This is a genomic window from Pseudomonas sp. G(2018), assembly GCF_005502415.1.
Taxonomy (GTDB): Bacteria; Pseudomonadota; Gammaproteobacteria; order Pseudomonadales; family Pseudomonadaceae; genus Aquipseudomonas.
On sequence record NZ_SCOO01000052.1, the window covers coordinates 1 to 18,484 of the forward strand.

Annotated in this window: 19 protein-coding genes; 7 read left to right on the plus strand and 12 right to left on the minus strand. The window is 57.7% G+C overall.

Translation table 11 applies throughout. The features are described 5' to 3' along the window. Window positions 1-127: 127 nt before the first annotated feature. From msrQ to FFS64_RS29105, 6 genes are all read right to left on the minus strand, one after another. On the minus strand, window positions 128-748 hold the full coding sequence (gene msrQ, locus FFS64_RS29080; RefSeq protein WP_137808175.1) for a protein-methionine-sulfoxide reductase heme-binding subunit MsrQ: 621 nt from the start codon (window positions 746-748) through the stop codon (window positions 128-130). Beyond that, window positions 748-1,761 carry a protein-methionine-sulfoxide reductase catalytic subunit MsrP gene (gene msrP / locus FFS64_RS29085; protein ID WP_137808176.1) on the minus strand — a complete coding sequence of 338 codons (1,014 nt, stop codon included), beginning with the start codon at window positions 1,759-1,761 and terminating at the stop codon, window positions 748-750. Before msrP ends, msrQ begins: the two co-directional genes overlap by 1 nt. 59 nt (window positions 1,762-1,820) lie before the next feature. Beyond that, complete coding sequence (gene pssA / locus FFS64_RS29090; RefSeq protein WP_095196549.1) at window positions 1,821-2,678, minus strand: CDP-diacylglycerol--serine O-phosphatidyltransferase; 858 nt, start codon at window positions 2,676-2,678, stop codon at window positions 1,821-1,823. A 145-nt stretch (window positions 2,679-2,823) separates the two neighbouring features. Beyond that, window positions 2,824-3,840 carry a ketol-acid reductoisomerase gene (gene ilvC, locus FFS64_RS29095; RefSeq protein WP_003228216.1) on the minus strand — a complete coding sequence of 339 codons (1,017 nt, stop codon included), beginning with the start codon at window positions 3,838-3,840 and terminating at the stop codon, window positions 2,824-2,826. 48 nt (window positions 3,841-3,888) lie between these two features. Further along, entirely contained in the window at window positions 3,889-4,380 is a 492-nt protein-coding gene (gene ilvN / locus FFS64_RS29100) for an acetolactate synthase small subunit (protein WP_003205610.1), read from the minus strand. A gap of 2 nt (window positions 4,381-4,382) precedes the next feature. Next, window positions 4,383-6,107, minus strand: a complete 1,725-nt coding sequence (locus tag FFS64_RS29105) for an acetolactate synthase 3 large subunit (protein ID WP_137808177.1) — start codon at window positions 6,105-6,107, stop codon at window positions 4,383-4,385. Between the two features lie 399 nt (window positions 6,108-6,506). Between FFS64_RS29105 and FFS64_RS29110 the strand changes: the two genes are divergently transcribed. After that, window positions 6,507-6,929, plus strand: coding sequence for a DUF4124 domain-containing protein (locus tag FFS64_RS29110; protein WP_137808178.1), 423 nt, complete (start codon window positions 6,507-6,509; stop codon window positions 6,927-6,929). A 50-nt stretch (window positions 6,930-6,979) separates the two neighbouring features. Here FFS64_RS29110 and FFS64_RS29115 read toward each other — a convergent pair whose 3' ends face one another. Genes FFS64_RS29115 through mrcB form a run of 3 tightly spaced genes read right to left on the minus strand, consistent with a single transcriptional unit; the run spans window position 6,980 to window position 10,390 of the window. Next, window positions 6,980-7,315 carry a YqcC family protein gene (locus tag FFS64_RS29115; RefSeq protein WP_095196552.1) on the minus strand — a complete coding sequence of 112 codons (336 nt, stop codon included), beginning with the start codon at window positions 7,313-7,315 and terminating at the stop codon, window positions 6,980-6,982. Then, window positions 7,315-8,049, minus strand: coding sequence for a hypothetical protein (locus FFS64_RS29120; RefSeq protein ID WP_137808179.1), 735 nt, complete (start codon window positions 8,047-8,049; stop codon window positions 7,315-7,317). The genes FFS64_RS29115 and FFS64_RS29120 overlap by 1 nt, the downstream gene beginning before the upstream one ends. 16 nt (window positions 8,050-8,065) lie before the next feature. Next, complete coding sequence (mrcB, locus tag FFS64_RS29125) at window positions 8,066-10,390, minus strand: penicillin-binding protein 1B (RefSeq protein WP_137808180.1); 2,325 nt, start codon at window positions 10,388-10,390, stop codon at window positions 8,066-8,068. Window positions 10,391-10,506: 116 nt separating this feature from the next. Between mrcB and FFS64_RS29130 the strand changes: the two genes are divergently transcribed. From FFS64_RS29130 to FFS64_RS29140, 3 genes are all read left to right on the plus strand, one after another. After that, window positions 10,507-12,063, plus strand: coding sequence for a bifunctional aminoglycoside phosphotransferase/ATP-binding protein (locus tag FFS64_RS29130; protein WP_137808181.1), 1,557 nt, complete (start codon window positions 10,507-10,509; stop codon window positions 12,061-12,063). 91 nt (window positions 12,064-12,154) lie between these two features. Further along, the gene (locus FFS64_RS29135) at window positions 12,155-12,499 is read left to right on the plus strand and encodes a pentapeptide repeat-containing protein (RefSeq protein WP_137808182.1); all 345 of its coding nucleotides are present in this window, start codon (window positions 12,155-12,157) and stop codon (window positions 12,497-12,499) included. A gap of 240 nt (window positions 12,500-12,739) precedes the next feature. Next, on the plus strand, window positions 12,740-13,012 hold the full coding sequence (locus tag FFS64_RS29140) for a TfoX/Sxy family protein (RefSeq protein WP_007971093.1): 273 nt from the start codon (window positions 12,740-12,742) through the stop codon (window positions 13,010-13,012). 343 nt (window positions 13,013-13,355) lie between these two features. On the opposite strand, the gene FFS64_RS29145 is transcribed toward FFS64_RS29140, so the two are convergent. Then, window positions 13,356-14,228 (minus strand): hemin ABC transporter substrate-binding protein, encoded by an 873-nt coding sequence (locus tag FFS64_RS29145; protein WP_137808183.1) that lies wholly within the window; start codon window positions 14,226-14,228, stop codon window positions 13,356-13,358. A 163-nt stretch (window positions 14,229-14,391) separates the two neighbouring features. Here FFS64_RS29145 and FFS64_RS29150 point away from each other — a divergent pair, with 163 nt between their 5' ends. Then, complete coding sequence (locus FFS64_RS29150; protein ID WP_137808184.1) at window positions 14,392-14,709, plus strand: Rieske 2Fe-2S domain-containing protein; 318 nt, start codon at window positions 14,392-14,394, stop codon at window positions 14,707-14,709. On the opposite strand, the gene sfsA is transcribed toward FFS64_RS29150, so the two are convergent. After that, window positions 14,699-15,415 carry a DNA/RNA nuclease SfsA gene (sfsA, locus tag FFS64_RS29155; RefSeq protein WP_137808185.1) on the minus strand — a complete coding sequence of 239 codons (717 nt, stop codon included), beginning with the start codon at window positions 15,413-15,415 and terminating at the stop codon, window positions 14,699-14,701. The two genes, FFS64_RS29150 and sfsA, sit on opposite strands and share 11 nt — an antisense overlap. After that, window positions 15,415-16,587, minus strand: coding sequence for a pyridoxal phosphate-dependent aminotransferase (locus tag FFS64_RS29160; protein WP_137808186.1), 1,173 nt, complete (start codon window positions 16,585-16,587; stop codon window positions 15,415-15,417). The genes sfsA and FFS64_RS29160 overlap by 1 nt, the downstream gene beginning before the upstream one ends. 333 nt (window positions 16,588-16,920) lie before the next feature. On the opposite strand from FFS64_RS29160, the gene dksA reads away from it, so the two are divergent. Both dksA and gluQRS read left to right on the plus strand, forming a co-directional pair. After that, entirely contained in the window at window positions 16,921-17,364 is a 444-nt protein-coding gene (gene dksA, locus FFS64_RS29165) for an RNA polymerase-binding protein DksA (RefSeq protein ID WP_095196562.1), read from the plus strand. Between the two features lie 197 nt (window positions 17,365-17,561). Further along, window positions 17,562-18,458, plus strand: a complete 897-nt coding sequence (gene gluQRS / locus FFS64_RS29170) for a tRNA glutamyl-Q(34) synthetase GluQRS (RefSeq protein WP_137808187.1) — start codon at window positions 17,562-17,564, stop codon at window positions 18,456-18,458. Window positions 18,459-18,484 lie beyond the last annotated feature (26 nt).

Genomic DNA, 18,484 nt, shown 5'->3' on the forward strand with positions numbered 1-18,484 from the left:
TTCGATGACCTGAAGTAACCTGCTGCCGAAAACTGCGTAACTCATTGTTTACCAAGGAGTTTTCCGTTTCGACTGCGCCGGAAGTGGGGCGAATTATAGACACCTGAGATCTGACGTCAACCACTTATTACGCTTTTTTGGCAGAAGAGGCCTTTTTAGCCACCAAACGCGGGATGCGCCGGGTTATGGGTGGCAGGCGCGACACTAATAGCAAAGCGCCGATAGCGGCATAGATAGACCACTCCTTCAAATCGGCGCGCACAATCCAGAGCATATGCAGCAACCCAAGGCCGAGAACCAGATAAGCCAGACGATGCAGCTTTTTCCAGCGCGAACCCAAACGCCGCTGACTGTATCGATTGGAAGTCGCTGCCAACGCCAGCAAACACAGAAACCCCAACGCCCCGACAATAATGTAGGGACGCTTGCCCAGCTCGACGCCCAGTTGTGACCAGTCGAACCCAAGGATGAATGCCAGATAGGCACTCAAGTGCAGAACTACATAAGCGAAACACCACAAACCCAGTTGCCGCCGAACCGCAATCCACCCAGCCCACCCCGTGAGCTTCTGCAGCGGCGTCATACTTAATGTAATAAGCAGCAGAACAAGCGTCCCCAAGCCCAACCGGTCAACCAGTACCTTGCCCGGATCAGGCCCGAGCAGATCCTCCCAGGCTTGATACAACCAAAGCAGAGGCCAGATCGCCGCAGCGACGAAAACGCCAATACGCCAGAGTCGATATCGCATCAGTAGTTTTTCCGAAGATCGAGCCCTGTATAGAGAGGGGCGACTTCATCGGCATAACCATTGAACATCTGCGTGTCACGCACGTTCGGCTTGAACAGACCACTCGGCAAGCGCCGTTCGCGAGCCTGAGTCCAGCGTGGATGATCAACCGTAGGGTTCACATTCGCATAGAAGCCATACTCGTCCGAAGCGATACTCTGCCAGGTGGTTTTGGGCTGCTCACTCACCAGGCTGATCCGCACGATGGACTTGATGCTCTTGAATCCGTATTTCCACGGCACCACCAAACGCAGCGGCGCCCCGTTCTGATTCGGTAACTCACGCCCGTACATGCCCACCGCCAGAATCGCCAATGGGTTCATCGCCTCATCCAGCCGCAACCCTTCCACATAGGGCCAATCGATCAAGGCGAACCCCGAGCGCTGCCCCGGCATGCTCTTGGGATCTTCAAGAGTTTCGAAGCGAATGAATCTGGCATTTGATGTGGGCTCTACCTGATTGAGCAACGCCGAAACGGGGAAACCTATCCATGGAATGACCATCGACCAGGCCTCCACGCAACGGAGGCGGTAAATGCGCTCCTCCAGTTGATAAGGCTTCATGAAGTCTTCCAGTGCATAGCGCCCCGGCTTACCCACTTCGCCATCCACCACCACAGTCCATGGCTCAGTCTTCAGCGCACCGGCATTGGCAGCCGGATCGCCCTTGTCAGTACCGAATTCATAGAAGTTGTTGTAGTGGGTTGCGTCTTTGAACGGCGTGATCGCCTCATCCTTGACGTTAACCGCCCCCCACTTGATCGAGGGAAGCTTTTCGCTGAACCACGAAGGAGCCTTGCCAGGCTCGACATCTGCATATCGCGCCGCATCATCAGCGCCCGCCCAACGCGGCAGAGCACTCATGGCCAAGCCGGCAACGGCAGCACCCAATACATTGCGTCGAGAAAGGTAAATGGATTCAGGCGTGACATCCGACTCATGGCAGTCGGATGCTTTGGGGACTTTGATCAGCATGACTACTCCGCAGCATTGGAGAACAGATGCACCAACTGCGGAGTATGAGGGAAATTACATCACTCGGCGCTTTTGCGCCGACGAAGATGTAACAAGTATTGCACCGGCCCGGATGCCGCATAGGCGAGGAAAACCAGCAGCAGAATGCGTGGTGGATCACTGAACACTACCGCGAACACCAATACTACGGCGAGGATCGCCACGAATGGCACGCGCCCTTTCAGATCCAACTCCTTGAAGCTGTTGTACTTGATGTTGCTGACCATCAGCATGCCCGCTGCCGCGACCATCAGCGCCACCAGGAAAGACATCTTGGAACCCTGAATGCCGTAATCGCTGAACGCCCAGACAATGCCCGCCACCACGCCAGCGGCAGCCGGGCTGGCCAGACCAATGAAGTAGCGCTTGTCGGCCGTGCCGACCTGGGTATTGAAACGCGCCAGACGCAACGCCGCACCTGCGACATAGATGAAGGCGACCATCCAGCCGACCTTGCCCATGTCGCCCAAGGCCCAGCCAAACGCCAGCAACGCTGGCGCCACGCCGAAAGCAACCATATCCGATAGCGAGTCATACTCGGCACCGAAGGCACTCTGGGTATTGGTCATGCGGGCGACACGGCCATCGAGACCATCGAGCACCATGGCGACAAAAATTGCGATGGCGGCAAACGCAAAATACTTGCTCGCACCAATCGAATCACCTGCACTCAAGGCACTCTGGGCGCTCATGGAGTTGATGATGGAGTAGAACCCTGCGAACAGGTTCGCAGTGGTGAACAGATTCGGCAGAAGATAGATACCACGATGCCGGACTTTACGGCCTTCAGCGTCATGCCCTTCTTCGACATGTTCATCGATGGGCAGCAGGCTTTCGGCGTCAGAAGCCTGTTTTGGCTCTTCGGGACGTTCGCTCATGGACAATACCTTGCAACGGGGTGGAAAGTTTCGACAGATGTCTGCAACGCCGGTTCGCACCGCAAACGATGCAGCTTTATACCAGAACCGGCCCTCCAAACGAAAAAACGCGGCCTGGGCCGCGTTTTTCGTACAAGTGTCAGACTTAGTTTTTAGCTTTGTCGACGATCTTGTTGGCACCGATCCACGGCATCATGGAGCGCAGTTGCTCACCGATGATTTCGATACCGTGAGCGGCGTTGTTACGACGCTTGGCGGTCATCGAAGGATAGCCGGTAGCACCTTCGCTGATGAACATCTTGGCGTATTCGCCGTCCTGAATACGTTTCAGGGCGTTGCGCATGGCCTGACGGGATTCTGCGTTGATGACTTCCGGACCGGTCACGTACTCGCCGTACTCGGCGTTGTTGGAGATCGAGTAGTTCATGTTGGCGATACCGCCTTCGTACATGAGGTCAACGATCAGCTTCAGTTCGTGCAGGCATTCGAAGTAAGCCATTTCCGGCGCGTAGCCAGCTTCAACCAGGGTTTCGAAACCGGCTTTTACCAGCTCGACGGTACCGCCGCACAGAACGGCTTGTTCGCCGAACAGGTCGGTTTCGGTCTCGTCCTTGAAAGTGGTTTCGATGATGCCGGTGCGACCGCCACCCACGCCGGCAGCGTAGGACAGCGCAACGTTTTTGGCGTTGCCGGAAGCGTCCTGATAGATAGCGATCAGATCAGGGATACCGCCACCCTTCACGAATTCGGAACGTACGGTGTGGCCTGGAGCCTTCGGCGCGATCATGATCACGTCGAGATCGGCGCGCGGCACAACCTGGTTGTAGTGGATCGCGAAACCGTGGGAGAAGGCCAGGGTGGCGCCCTTCTTGATGTTCGGCTCAATTTCGTTCTTGTACAGGGAGGACTGGAACTCGTCCGGGGTCAGGATCATGACCAGGTCGGCGGCCGCAACAGCGGAAGCAACGTCAGTCACTTTCAGGCCGTGGGCTTCGGCCTTGGCAACAGTGGCCGAACCTTTACGCAGACCAACGGTAACGTCAACGCCTGAGTCTTTCAGGTTGCACGCTTGAGCGTGGCCCTGGGAGCCGTAACCGATGATGGCAACTTTCTTGCCCTGGATGATCGACAGGTCGCAGTCTTTATCGTAGAAAACTTTCATGAATTTCCCCTATATATCCAGGCCGTTCAGGCCATTCGCTAATTTGGTTTAGATGCTGAGTACTTTGTCGCCGCGGGCAATCCCGGTGACGCCACTGCGGACGGTCTCCAGAATCGAAGCGGTGCCGATGGACTGGATGAAGCTGTCGAGCTTGTCGCTGGTACCGGTCAATTGAACGGTATACACGCTGGCGCTGACATCGACGATCTGCCCACGGTAAATATCGGTAGTGCGTTTGATCTCGGCGCGCTGGGCGCCGGTGGCTTTGACCTTGACCAGCATCAGTTCGCGCTCGATGTGAGCACTTTCCGACAAGTCGACCAATTTGACCACTTCGATCAGTTTGTTCAGGTTCTTGGTGATCTGCTCGATGATTTCATCGTGGCCCACGGTGGTCAGCGTCAGACGCGACAGAGTCGGGTCTTCGGTTGGCGCCACGGTCAGGCTTTCGATGTTGTAGTTGCGCTGCGAGAACAGGCCGACTACACGAGACAGAGCGCCAGGTTCGTTTTCCAGAAGCAAGGAAATAATGTGCCGCATGATTAAGTACGCTCCGTCTTGCTCAGCCACATATCGCGCATGGAGCCGTCTTTGATCTGCATCGGGTAGACGTGCTCACTGGTGTCGACCGAAATATCGATGACCACCAGGCGATCTTTCATGGCGAACGCTTCTTCCATCTTCGACTTCAAGTCTTTCGAGTCGGTGATGCGCACGCCGACGTGGCCGTAGGCCTCCGCCAACTTGACGAAGTCAGGCAACGACTCCATGTAGGAATGCGAGTGACGACTGCCGTAACTCATGTCTTGCCACTGGCGAACCATGCCCAGCACACCGTTGTTCAGGATGACAATCTTGACCGGCAGACCGTATTGCAGGCAGGTCGACAGTTCCTGAATGTTCATCTGGATGCTGCCTTCGCCCGTCACACAAGCGACATCATCATCCGGAAAGCTCAACTTGATGCCCATGGCCGCCGGGAAACCGAAGCCCATGGTGCCCAGGCCGCCAGAGTTGATCCAGCGGTTAGGCTTGTTGAACTTGTAGTACTGCGCCGCAAACATTTGGTGCTGACCAACGTCGGAGGCGACAAAGGCATCGCCCTTGGTCACTTCGCACAAGGTTTCGATCACGGCCTGCGGCTTGATGACACTACCGTCACCCTTGTCATAAGGAAACAGACCACGGTCACCGCGCCACTCATCAACCTGCTTCCACCAACTGGCAACAGACTCCTTGTTCGGGGTCTCGCCGATTTCCTTGAGGATCGCGACCATTTCGGTCAGAACGCTCTCGACCGGACCAACGATAGGTACGTCAGCCTTGATGGTCTTGGAAATCGAAGCAGGGTCGATGTCGATATGAATGATCTTGGCGTTCGGACAAAACTTCGATGCGCCGTTGATGACACGATCGTCGAAACGTGCGCCGACGGCCAGGATCACGTCAGCATGGTGCATCGCCAGGTTGGCGGTGTAGCTGCCATGCATGCCGAGCATGCCAATGAACTGACGATCGGTACCAGGGTAGCCACCCAGACCCATCAGGGTATTGGTCACTGGCAGGTTGAGCATTTGTGCCAATTCGGTCAGCGGCGCGGAGCCGTTGCCGAGAATAACGCCACCGCCGGAGTACAGAACGGGACGCTTGGCCGCCAGAAGCATTTCCGCCGCTTTGCGAATTTGACCGGAATGACCGCGAACGGCCGGGCTGTAGGAGCGCAGTTTGGCTTTTTTCGGGAAGACGTATTCGAACTTCTCGGCCGGGTTAGTCATGTCTTTCGGAATATCGACAACGACCGGACCAGGACGACCGGATTGCGCCAGGTAGAAGGCTTTCTTCATGACTTCCGGGATTTCCGACGCGTGTTTGATCATGAAGCTGTGTTTCACGATCGGCCGGGAGATACCGATCATGTCGGTTTCCTGGAATGCGTCGGTACCAACCATTGTACTCGGCACCTGGCCGGAAATGACCACCATCGGAATGGAGTCCATGTAGGCCGTGGCGATACCGGTGATAGCGTTGGTTGCGCCCGGGCCGGAAGTCACCAGTACCACGCCGGCTTTGCCGGTGGCACGGGCGTAACCGTCAGCCATATGGGTCGCAGCCTGCTCGTGACGAACCAGAATGTGCGTCACTTCCGGTTCTTTGAACAGGGCATCGTAGACATGAAGAAGAGCACCACCCGGGTACCCGTAGATATATTTGACGCCTTCGTCACGCAAGAAGCGGACGAGCATCTCACCGCCAGATAAAAGCTCCACGTTGCTCACCTCTAAAACGCCAGAATACCGCCCACGAAAAAGGGACGGGTCTTAATAGGTTTACTTCTCAGCAGAGCATGAGCGACGGTGGTCGCCGACTACGTCAGCACTGACTGAGCAAGTATTGGGATCGTCCCAAGTGTTGCGGGCCTTTCCCACCCAGCGCGAGGTAACGCGTTGCGGGTGTAACAGGTCGGCGCGGATGTGCGCCTCATGATCTGCTGAGTGGGTCTGCTTCTGGCAGTCCCTCTACAGCGGACTTTGGATTCTTCTGTTTCGTCCCCTGCAAGTCAAGTCGTCTATGTGCTTTATTGAACTAAGCACATGAGAAAGCAAGAAAAAACCGCGAAACCTCAAGTGTGTTAGCTTCAATTGCGCAACCCGAGACAAGGAAATGACATGCGAGCGCTTTTCCTGGCCGCCGGCCTGCTGATCGGCCTGAGCCCTTTAAGCATGGCCGCACAGATTTACAAATGGGTCGACGCCCAAGGCGTTACCCATTTCGATGCGCAACCACCTTCAGGTCAGCAAGCCACTGTTGTCGTGACGCCCTCCCCGCCCGCCGCCAAACCCGCCGCATCTTTGAACAGCGACACGATTGGCGATCAACAGGCTATCGACAAACGCGTCAAGACGCAGGTCGCCGAGCAGCAAACAGAGCTGAAAGTATTTTGCGAACAGGCGCGAACAAACCTGGCGCAGTTGCGGAACAATCCGCAGCTCAGAGAGGAAGTGGAGGGGGAACTGCGTCGGCTCGACGACACTCAACGGCAGGACCGCATAGGTGAAACGCAGAAACAGATCGCGGATAACTGCATGTAGTCACCTGTAGGAGCCGCCCAGAGCAAGCTCGGTTCCTACAGGGATCGTGGTCAGCGAGAAGCGGTGATCAGTTGATCGAACTCTTTGAGCAGCACCTGCAACTGCCGATCCTTGCCCTGAACATTACGGGAGGCAAAGACCATTTCGGCCATCTCCTGAATCCCCGAAGCGTTCGGCAATGGCAGGTTCTGTTCGAGGATCGCTTTCATGCGCGGCAGAAAGATCCATTGCAGCCATTGCTCGAAGTCCAGCGTATCGACCGAAAACGGCTCAACGCTGGAGAGCGCCTCAGCAGATGGAGGAACATCATCCCACCATCCTTGCACCCGCAATTCACGCTCGATCAGCAGCAACTGCTCGGCAATCCTGGGAAAGCGGACATCCATCACGACGAAACCTTTGCCTTCTGACGAGCCAATGCTGCACCAGAGGAATCGCCCTGCTTCTCACGTGCCTGGGCAATCAATTCCCACAGACTGGCCTGAAGCGCCGGACGACCATTGGCCAAGGTCAAACCACGACGCGCGAATTGCTCGGCCTGCGCGGCGTCCCCTTGAGCCATGCGCACTTGCGCCAGACGATAAAGCACTTGCGGCTCACGCGGGGCGACACGCTGGGCACGCTCGAGACTTGAAGAGGCTCCGTTGAGATCGCCACCAGCCTGTTGCTGCTGAGCAGTGGTCAACAGCGCCAGCACTGGACCGTCCAACTGCTCATCGGCGGACAGGCCGCCGGAACTGACCGACGGAATTCCGCTCGGCGTCGACGGCATGCTGTAGCTGCCCTGATTGATCGGTGCAGACTGCACCGGCGAGGTATCAAACGGTCCCGGCGTAATCGGGCCAGGGGTGATCGGCGTAGTGCTGATCGGCGTCGAAGTCGTTGCGCCGCCACCCGGCACCATCACGACCACACCGGTATCGCCTTGCGGAATTTCCTGCACCTTCGCTTGCGCAGGACGCTTGACCGTCGACTGACGGAAACCGCCGTTCGCCGAGACCCTCTCGCTATTGGATACGTTGGTGCCGGAGTCCACAACCGGAATCGAGCCACGCTGTACGGAGGAACAACCGCTGAGCAAAGCCACGGCGGTAACCGCTGGAATCAACCACTTGTTCACTTGAAACCCTCTTTGCTTAATTCATCCAGCCCTTGACCCAATCCATCACCGTTTCACCGTTGATAGGGCTTTCGCCACCGCAAGGAGCGCCGGGAGGCGGTTCGCTGCCGCGAATATACGGCATCTGCACGGCGCCCGGGCAGTTGCCGTCAGAGCCTTGTCCGGTCCGCGAATCGACCCAGGCCTGAACAATATTATCCGGCTGAGGCATGTCCAACGGCAACGGATCGGCCTTGCGCATGAAACTGGTCCAGACCTGCAACGCCCCGGTAGCACCCGTGAATGGTGTCTTGCCGTTGTCATCGCGCCCCAACCAGACCACCGCCAACAGATCCTGACTGAAACCGGCGAACCAGCTGTCGCGCGAATCGTTACTGGTACCGGTCTTGCCGGCCAGTGTCAGGGTTTTCGGCAGTACGTTGTAAACCGAGCTGCCAGTGCCTTCACGCATGACTCGCTGCATGGCGCTCTGGACCAGGTAAATGGAGGCCGGGTCGAAACGCTGCTGAATCTGGAACGGATAACGCTTGAGGGGCTCGCCTTCGGCTGTCAGTACGCTACGAATCCCGCGCATCGGGGTATTGAAACCACCGTTGGCGAGGGTCTGGTACATGGTTGCCACTTCGATCGGGGTCATGCCGCCCGCCCCCAGCAACATCGAAGGAAAGGCCGGAAACTCGCGACTCACCCCCAGACGCCCGAGGGTCTTGAGGACATTGGGAACGCCTACCGCCAAGCCGAGACGCGCGGTCGACAAGTTGTAGGAATGCGCCAGGCCTTGATAAAGGAAAACCGTGCCATGGGAGCGGCGATCATAGTTCTGCGGCTTCCAGACCTGACCGTCCGCACCTTTGACCGAGAAGGACTCGTCTGACAGCCAACTGGTCAGTGTGTACTGGCTCGGTTTCTCGAGTGCTGTCAGATAAACCGCTGGCTTGATCAACGAGCCGATCGGCCGCACCGCATCCAGTGCACGGTTGAAGCCGGCAAAACTGGCCTGGCGACTGCCGATCATGGCCTGGACTTCACCGGTTTCCGGGTTGGTCACGACCATCGCCGCTTCGACGTCATCGGAGCCCTTGCGCCCGGACAGGCGTTTGAAGGTGTCATTGACCGATGCTTCAGCTTTCATCTGAAGGATCGGGTCGAAGCTGGTAAAGATTCGCAGTCCTTCTTCGGTCAAGTCTTCGTCGCGATAGTCTTCACGCAGTTGACGCTTGACCAGATCGAGGAAGCCAGGGAACGAGCTATCAGCCAGCTTTCCGCGCGTTGTCACTCCCAACGGCATTTTCTTCGCTGCAGCGATCTGCTCGGCGGTGGCGACGCCTTGTTGCTCAAGCACATCCAGCACCAGATTACGCCGCTCAAGCGCCCTCTCAGGATTGCGTCGCGGGTTGTAATAAGAAGGGCCCTTGACCATGCCCACCAGCATCGCGACTTGATGCAGCTTCAGTTCGGACAACGGCTGCCCGAAGAAGAATTGGCTGGCCAGGCCGAATCCGTGGACCGCACGCTGACCATCCTGGCCGACGAACACTTCATTGAGGTAAGCCTCAAGTATTTCCCGTTTGTCGTAATGCAACTCAAGCAGCATCGCCATCATGGCTTCAGTGAGTTTGCGGGTCAGACTGCGTTCGCTGGTCAGGTAGAAATTCTTGACTAGCTGTTGCGTCAACGTACTGCCGCCCTGGGTCATCTTGCCGCCAGAGGTGTTGACGTAGACGGCTCGCATAATCGACTTGGGAGACACCCCCCAGTGGCTGTAGAAGTCACGGTCTTCCACGGCGACCAGGGTTTCCAGCAAATACGGCGGAACCTGATCGATCTTGATCAGAATGCGATCTTCGAGGTTCTTCGGATAAATCCCGCCGATCAGCAGCGGCTCCAGGCGCACTACAGACAGTTTCGAACCGTTCGTCGCCGAAAGTTCGGCGACATAGTCTCCGGAGAAACGAACACGCACCGGCTGAGCGCTCTCCAGCCCCTCATAGAACTGGAAGCCACGAGTGTTCAAGTCGACGGTATTGCCGTTGACTGCCGCCGCACCTGGGCCGTTGCTCACGCTTTCACGGCGATAGCCCAGGGCATCGAGTTCGGTGAGAAAGTCGTCCCTGCTCAGTTTTTGTCCGACGAACAGCTCGAGCGGACGCGCGTATACCTTGGCGGGAATCGTCCAGCGCTTGCCGGAAAACTTCTCCTGCACGATGGCATCCAGGTAAACCGCGAATCCGGCCAGCACCACAAGGCCGACCAGACTGAGTTTAAGGACCCAGCCCAGCCAAGGCCGCAGGCCTCGGGAAGGTGGTTTTTTTGGGGTACGGGGGGATCGAGTATGAGTCATGGCGGCGGATTATACGCACTTTATTCATCCTCAACAGGAGCCCTCCGAGTTTGCGTTGAGCTGGCTAGCCGCCATAATGACGACCTGAATTTTTCCAGACTCTGAAGGATCCCCCCGTGAGCCAGTCCCTGATTGCCGCTTTGCAAAACCCGGCCTTGTATCCGCATCCTGTTGACGGGTTCCAGCTCATCGAAACCCATATTTCCTGGGTACTGCTCACCGGTTCCTATGCCTATAAAGTGAAGAAGCCGGTCAACTTCGGCTTCCTCGATTTCACCACGCTTGAGGCTCGAAAGCATTTCTGCGGCGAAGAACTGCGCCTGAACCAGCGCCTGACAGACGATCTGTATCTGGAAGTGTTGCCGGTCACTGGCAGCGCCGAAGCTCCGCAACTGGGCGGCGAAGGTCCGGCCATCGAATACGTGCTGAAAATGCGTCAATTCCCGCAAACCGGCTTGCTCAGCACCCTTCAGGCCAATGGTGAACTGACCACCTCGCACATCGACGCGATGGCGGCGCAAATCGCACGGTTCCATCTCAGCGCACCGAAAGTCCCGGCCGAACATGAAGCGGGCACTCCTGACAGTGTCATGGCGCCAGTACGTCAGAACTTCGAACAGATTCGCCCATTCCTCAGTGACAAGGCTGACCTGCTGCAACTCGACGCCCTGCTAGCCTGGGCCGAGAGCAGCTTCGATCGCCTGAAACCCGTCCTCACCCAGCGCAAGGCAGACGGATTCATCCGCGAATGCCATGGCGACATTCATTTGGGCAACGCCACGGTGATCGACGGCAAGGTCGTGATTTTCGACTGCATCGAGTTCAACGAACCGTTCCGCTTCACCGATGTGTATGCCGATGCCGGCTTCCTGGCCATGGACCTGGAAGACCGCGGCCTGAAGTGCCTGGCACGCCGCTTCATCAGCCAGTACCTGGAACTGACCGGCGATTATCAGGGCCTGGAACTGCTCAACTTCTATAAAGCCTACCGTGCACTGGTTCGCGCCAAGGTCAGCCTGTTCAGCATGCCGGCCGACGCCACGGCGGTGCAGCGCGCCACCACCCTGCGCCAGTACCGTACCTACGCCAACCTGGCTGAAAGCTACAGCACCATTCCTTCGCGCTTCATGGCGATTACCCACGGCGTTTCCGCGGTCGGCAAAAGCCACGTGGCGATGCGCCTGGTGGAAGCATTGGGCGCGATTCGCCTGCGTTCCGACGTTGAGCGCAAACGCCTGTTCGGCGAACAAACCGGCACAAACGATCTGCAGGCCGGCATTTACAGCGCCGATGCCAGCACCGCGACCTACCACCGCTTGCACGAAATTGCCGAGGTCATCCTTCATGCCGGCTTCCCGGTGGTGATCGATGCCACTTATCTCAAGCACGATCAGCGCGAAAGCGCAGCGAAAATTGCCGAGGCCACAGGCACGCCTTTCCTGATCCTCGACTGCAATGCACCGCAAGCCGTGATCGAGAGTTGGCTGACCCTGCGCCAGGCAGATAACGCAGACCCGTCCGACGCCACGCTGGCGGTGATCAAGGCCCAGCAAGCCAGTCGCGAACCCCTGACCCCGGCAGAAATTCTCTGCAGCAAACGCGTTCAGACCAATGAAAGCGGAACGCTTGACACAGTCGTGGCGCAAATTCGCCAACGCCTGCCAGGCCTGTAAAAAACTATTTCAGCCGTGAGGCCTTCGCCGGCTTCACGGCTGCCAAATAGTGGCACTATACTGGCGCCATAAAACCAACAGGTGATGTGACATGAGCCAGCCGAAACTTCTCGACACCCCGCTTTATGCCTTGCTGCACAAAGACGACATCACAGGTTTCAACAATGAACGCCCCAAGGATGGCCCTATCGATATGGTCGGTGGTGACTTCCGGGGTCTGGACTTGCGCGAGTTGAACGCCGACGGCGTCGACTTCACCGATGCCTATTTCCGCTCCGCCGACTTGCGGGGCATCGACTTTCGCAAAGCCTCACTCGAAGGTGCAAGTCTGGCCCATGCACAGATTTCCGGTGCCTACTTTCCGCCAGAGCTGAGTGCTGACGAGATTTTGATGTCGATGAACTTCGGTACACGACTGCGTTATCGCACCCGCTGACCACACGCGTAAATTACCCAGTCCGGTGCCCCCGCTCGCATTGGACTTCGGGCGGACTCGTCCCGACTACCAGCCTTTCCCTCTGCTCTTGGTCCTTTCGCAGATTTTCAAGCGCCCTCTAACGCCTGCCTCTTAGAAGCTTTTGCGTCGAAAACGACCAAACAATCACGCTTTTCCTACTGATGGCTACACTCCTGAGAAGCTTGCCCACGCACCATTCGGCCATCGCAAGGAGGCTTGATGAATGATGAACTGCAACACCTTAAGAATCTTGGCAAGACGTCGGCGCAGTGGCTGCATGCAGTGGGTATCCACAGCGCCTCGGACTTGCGTCGCCTGGGAGCGGTGGACGCTTATCGGGCCGTGCGTACGCGCGGCTTTCGAGCATCCAAGGTGTTGTTGTATGCAATCGAAGGCGCCCTGATGGATGTGCACTGGAATGACATCCCCGCCGAACGCAAAGAAGCCTTGAATAAACAGTTGGAAGCGATCTCGTCACGTCACAAGAACTGAGCCTGCATGGGATACCCGCGATTCATACGAGTGACGTCACTAAAAACGACAAACCAATATTCAATATTTACAAGGACTTGCCGACCACGCGCGACACAACCCACGCTAATGAGAAATCAGCTGTTGACTTGATAATGAGAATCGATATGATTAGCACAACTGGTCGCGAGACTGGTCGATATTCTGAATAGCCCTTGGTTCGGACTCTCAGATTATCTCCTCATCAGGCTAATCACGGTTATTTGACCCGGCTCTTGCCGGGTCTTTTTTTGCCTGTGAGTCCGGTCCGTACAGCCTGTGGAAAAGTCGCCACTACGTAGCAAACGCTAATTGCCGCGCAAGGTTATTGACCAGCAGATTCAGGATAAAAACCATCAGACAGCTTTTTCAGGCTCTCCGGCAGCCGTGGACCCAATCCGCCCACCAGTAACGTGGGATCAAGCTCAATGACCCGCCCACCTCTCGCTGCGCGGGTAGACGCCAGAATCGGATTTTCCCTGAACAACGCTGCACGCGCCGCATCTCCGCTCAGCGCGCGATCGGCAAACACCAGCACATCAGGGTCAAGGCTCACCAGCGACTCGTTCGAAAACGGCTTGTATCCGGTATGAGTCGCCAGGTTATGCCCTCCGGCCCGCTGCAGTAACCAATCAGCGGCGGTGCCCTTGCCGGCGATCAGCGGTTTTCCACCCGCGTGCCCGAGTAACAACAACACGCCCGGAGAGGGCTGCGTCAATTGCGCCCTGGTAACGCGGATCTTCTGCAGTTCAAGCGCCTGTTGATAAGTCGCCAGCAACTGCACGGCCCTGTCTTCGGCGCCGAGCAACCTGCCCAAATGCTGCAGGTTGTTCTGCAGCGTCGGCAGATCTGGCTGGGCCGAGAATAGCTCGACCTGCACGCCCGCACTGCGAATTTGCGAAAGCACGGGTGGCGGCCCCATCTCTTCGGTGCCGACCAGGATCTGCGGACGCAAACTCAGCACACCCTCCGCCGAAAGCTGCCGCTGATATCCGATGCTGGGTAACGCCTTCAGGGATTCAGGGTGCTGGCTGGTGGTATCGACACCGACCAGTTTCGACGCGCCGCCCAATGCGCTGACCCACTCCGAAAGCGCACCTCCGGCACTGACCCAACGTTGCGGCAACTCGCTCGCAGCGACGTGATGACTGGCGAGAAGTCCGAAACAAAGCACGCAAACACGGGTACTCAGGCGCATAAACAGCTTCCTATGAGGGTTTCCCGGGCATCAGGCGAGCAGGCCAAGTATCCTGTGCAACTTGGCAACTGCACCTACGGGGCAAGTCAGCCATTTGATAATTGCTTGCATTTGCACGTCAAGCTCGGACATATCCGGTCACGACTGCGCCCTGAGGATAGGCATGAAATTTCTGTGTACAGGCATTGAGCTGGCCGATGCCAGCAGCCGCGGGTTTGAACTCGACGGGCAAAAGCTTTTCGCCGTGCGTCGGGACGGCAAGGTTTACGTCTATGTCAATCGCTGCCCGCACCGCGGCGTCGGTCTTGAATGGACCCCCGACCAGTTTCTGGACCCCAGCAACAGCCTGATCCAGTGCGCCACCCACGGCGCCCTGTTTTTGATCGAGGACGGCGAATGCGTTGCCGGCCCTTGCGCAGGACAATCGCTGATCCGTGTCGATTGCCGCGAGGATGCGCAGGGGATCTGGGTCAATCCTTAAAGAGCAGCACCTCCAGGCGCCGATCCACGACCATCTCTTCATGGGTCAGGCGCACGCCATAGGCCAGCACTTCAACCCCGCACGCCACCGCCTCACGCAAGGCCTGTGCGTAGGCGGAATCGATTTCTTCGGCCGGACGCACGGCTTCGATACCGGTCAAATTCACGCAGTACAACTGCACCGCACGAATTCCGTCCCGAGCCAGATGGGCCAACTCACGCAGATGCTTCGCCCCACGCTGGGTCACCGCATCAGGAAACGCCGCCACCGCGACACCGTCGAAACCCAGCGTGACACTTTTGACTTCCACATAGGCCGGCCCGTCGGGGTAATCGAGACGAAAATCGATCCGGCTCTTTTCCTGACCATAGGCCACTTCACGCTTGAGCCCGGTAAAGCCGTTCAGCTCGGTGATAACCCCAGCCAGCAGTGCTTCTTCGATCAAAGCATTGGCCCGCCCGGTATTCACGCAAAAATGACGACCATGTGGGGTTTCGCCGATTTCCCAGGTACCGGGCAACTTGCGCTTGGGATCATTGGAGCGACTGAACCACACTTGCCCGCCTTCGACCTGACAATTGAGCATCGAGCCGGTGTTCGGGCAGTGAATGGTCAACAACTCACCGCCAACGGTTTCGATATCGGCGAGAAAACGCTTGTAACGGCGGATCAGCCGACCTTCTTCGAGGGGAGGATGAAACCGCATCAGCCTTGCCAGCTCCGCAGACCCCGGCCGATACGCTCCACCGCTTCCTGCAAACGCTCAAGGTTTTGCGTGTAGGCAAAACGCACGTGATGCCCGGCCTGATAGCGACCGAAATCCAGTCCAGGCGTGAATGCTACGTGCTCCGTCTCAAGGAAATGCCGACAGAACGAGAAGGCATCGCCGCCGAACTTGCTGATATCAGCGTACAAATAGAACGCGCCTTCAGGCTCGACAGCGATCCCGAAGCCCAATTCCCGCAACGCTGGCAAAAGGAAATCGCGACGACGACCGAATTCGGCACGACGCTCTTCCAGAATCCTGATGGTTTCTGGCTCGAAACAGGCCAGCGCAGCATGCTGCGCCATGCTCGGGGCACTGATATAGAGGTTCTGGGCTAGCTTCTCCAGCTCACCCACAGCCACATCGGGCGCCACCAGCCAACCGAGCCGCCATCCGGTCATTCCGAAATATTTCGAAAAACTGTTGAGCACAAAGGCGCTGTCATCGACTTCCAGCACGCTGGCCGCATCGGTGCCGTAGGTCAAGCCGTGGTAGATCTCGTCCACCACCAGATGGCCGTGGCGCTGTTTGATGGCGCTGGACAGCCCCGCCAGCTCGTCACGAGTGAGGATTGTCCCAGTTGGATTCGCCGGAGATGCCACCAACGCACCCACGCTGTCGTGATCCCAATGCCGCTCGACGAGATCCGGCGTCAGTTGATAACGCACGTCCGGACCTACAGGAACAAGCTGCGCGGCTCCCTCCACCAGTCGCAGGAAATGCCGGTTGCATGGGTAACCCGGGTCCGCCAGCAACCAATGCTTGCCTGGATCCACCAGCAAGGCACTGGCCAGCAACAGCGCACCGGAACCGCCGGGCGTGATGAGGATGCGTCGCGGATCGATGTTCAGGCCATAACGCTGCTGATAAAAGCTCGAGATAGCCTCACGCAGCTCAGGAATACCGCGTGCGGCGGTGTATCGCGTTTTTCCCGATTCGAGCGCAGCCTGGCCGGCACGGATGATCGGCTCGGCCGTGGTGAAGTCCGGTTCGCCGATTTCCAGGTGAATCACATCGTGACCGGCGGCCTGTAATTCATTGGCCCGCGCCAGCAATGCCATGACATGAAAAGGTTCGATTGCGCGACTGCGGGCACTGTAGGACTGAGCCATTGGCCTTCCTTCAACGAAGAAAAGAATCGATTCTACCCAAGCGCAGGAACGAGCGAGAACCTAAAGCGGTCAGAGCCGTATAACCCAGACCCAAAACGACTCGAGCGAGTGCCCAAGGTTTGACTAAAATCAATAATTGATCAGGGCTGCGGAGCTACCAGACAGCGCTTTGCCATCATTTGCAAGCGTCACAGGCCGCGGCCTCGACATCCGGGAGTAGCGCGCTCTGATTTGATCTGGTAAGTTCGCCCGCTTGCAGCCGCAGGGCCGGCGGGTGCCGGTGATGGAACAATCCTGCGCAGATGGATTACAAGAGTAGAGGCGGTCTATTTCATGTCCACCCAAGCAAAGCAACAGGCAGTCCAGTCGATCAGCGGCTTCGAACCCTATAAAGAAGTTCCGGGCGAGGAGTACATGGGTAAGCCCATGCGTGCGCACTTCACCAAGGTCCTGAACAAGTGGAAACAGGACTTGATGCAGGAAGTCGACCGCACGGTTGATCACATGAAGGACGAAGCGGCCAACTTTCCTGACCCGGCAGACCGTGCCAGCCAGGAAGAAGAGTTCGCCCTCGAACTGCGAGCGCGCGATCGTGAGCGCAAGCTGATCAAGAAGATCGACAAGACGCTTCAACTGATCGAAGACGAAGAATACGGCTGGTGCGAGTCCTGCGGTGTCGAAATCGGCGTCAAGCGCCTGGAAGCCCGCCCTACCGCCGACATGTGCGTCGACTGCAAGACCCTGGCGGAAATCAAGGAAAAGCAAGTCGGCAAGTAATATCGACTTGAACGAAGAACGGAGCGTGCGAACGCTCCGTTTTTGTTTCTGACATTTGCTTTGACAGGAAACCGTGGGAGCGAGCCTGCTCGCGAAGGGGGCCTGAGCTTCAACATTAATGCTGGCTGACACACCGCTTTCGCGAGCAGGCTCGCTCCCAAGGGGCTGGCTCAAGCACGGAAAAATGACATCGCCCTATGACCGCCATCTCCACCGCTTCCTATATCGGGCGCTTCGCCCCCACCCCCAGTGGTCACCTGCATTTCGGTTCGCTGGTCGCCGCGCTGGCTTCGTACCTCGACGCACGTTCGGTGGGTGGCCGCTGGTTGATGCGCATGGAAGACCTCGACCCGCCCCGTGAAGAACCCGGCGCCCAGGCGGCGATCCTCAAGGCGCTGGAGAGCTATGGTTTCGAGTGGGATGGTGAGATGGTCCGTCAGAGCGACCGACACGACGCCTACGCCGAAGTACTCAATCGCCTGTTCAATCACGGCCTGGCCTACGCGTGCACCTGTTCGCGCAAGCAACTGGAGCCGTACCATGGCATCTATCCGGGACTGTGCCGCAATGCCGGGCATGCCACTGAAAATGCGGCGATCCGGATACGTGTGCCCGAACTGGATTACCACTTCATCGACCGCGTGCAAGGGGAATTTCATCAACACCTGGGCCGGGATGTCGGCGATTTTGTGATTCGCCGCCGTGACGGGCTCTACGCCTATCAACTGGCGGTGGTACTGGATGATGCCTGGCAAGGCATTACCGATATCGTGCGCGGCGCCGACCTGCTCGACTCCACGCCACGCCAGCTCTACCTGCAAGAACTGCTCGGCCTGCGACAACCGCGCTATTTGCACATCCCGCTGATTACCCAGCCCGATGGCAACAAGCTCGGCAAGTCCTATCGCTCGCCGCCATTGACCGAAGATCAGGCAACACCATTGTTGCTGCGCGCCTTGCGTGCACTGGGGCAGACTCCCAGTACCGAACTGGCTGATGGCACACCAAGGGAAGTGTTGAACTGGGGCATCGCTCACTGGGATGCAAGCCGGATCCCGCGCACACTGAGCCTGCCCGAGGCGCAGCTACAGTGATCGTGCTTGCAGTGTCGCGCCCATCC